1 protein-coding gene is annotated in these 746 nt (G+C 65.1%); it reads left to right on the top strand.

Annotated features, from left to right (window positions below; all coding sequences use genetic code 11):
* A partial coding sequence (locus G154_RS00050; RefSeq protein ID WP_237742469.1) for a transporter substrate-binding domain-containing protein occupies nucleotides 1–746 on the top strand: 746 nt, incomplete at both ends.

Genomic DNA, 746 nt, shown 5'->3' with positions numbered 1-746 from the left:
ACGCCATGGGACTCGATCTTCGCCGCGCTGGAGGCCAACCGATTCGATGTGGTGGCCAACCAGGTCACCATAAACCCCGAACGACAGGCCAAATACGACCTGTCCCAGCCCTACACGGTCGGTGAGGGCGTGATCGTGACCAGGGCCGACGACAACACCATCACGACCCTGGCCGATGTGCGCGGCAAGACCGCCGCCGAGAACGCGACCAGCAACTGGTCCCAAGTGGCCCGCGACGCCGGGGCGAACGTCGAGTCCGTGGAGGGATTCACCCAGGCCATCACCCTGCTGAACCAGGGCAGAGTGGACGTCGTCATCAACGACAGCATCGCCGTCTACGCCTACCTCGCCGAGACCGGTGACAAGAGCGTCAAGATCGCCGGCACCGTCGGCGAGAAGAGCGAGCAGGGATTCGCCGCCCGCAAGGACAGCGGTTATCTGCCCGAATTGGATCGCGCACTCAGTGAACTGCGGGCCGACGGCACGCTGACCGAGATCTCCCAGCGCTACCTCAAGGCCGATGCCACGGGAGCACCGGCGTCCACACCCATCCGGGACGCCGGCGTGCTGCGCGTCGGTACCGAAGGAACGTACGCCCCGTTCAGCTATCACGACCCGGCGACCAATCAACTGACCGGCTACGACGTGGATGTCGCCCGAGCTGTCGGCGAGAAGCTGGGTGTGCCGGTCGAATTCGTCGAGACGCCATGGGACTCGATCTTCGCCGCGCTGGAGGCCAACCGATT

The sequence above is a fragment of the Mycobacterium sp. VKM Ac-1816D genome, assembly GCF_000416385.1.
Lineage (GTDB): Bacteria > Actinomycetota > Actinomycetes > Mycobacteriales > Mycobacteriaceae > Mycobacterium > Mycobacterium neoaurum_A.
This window is presented reverse-complemented; position numbering and strand designations above follow the sequence as displayed.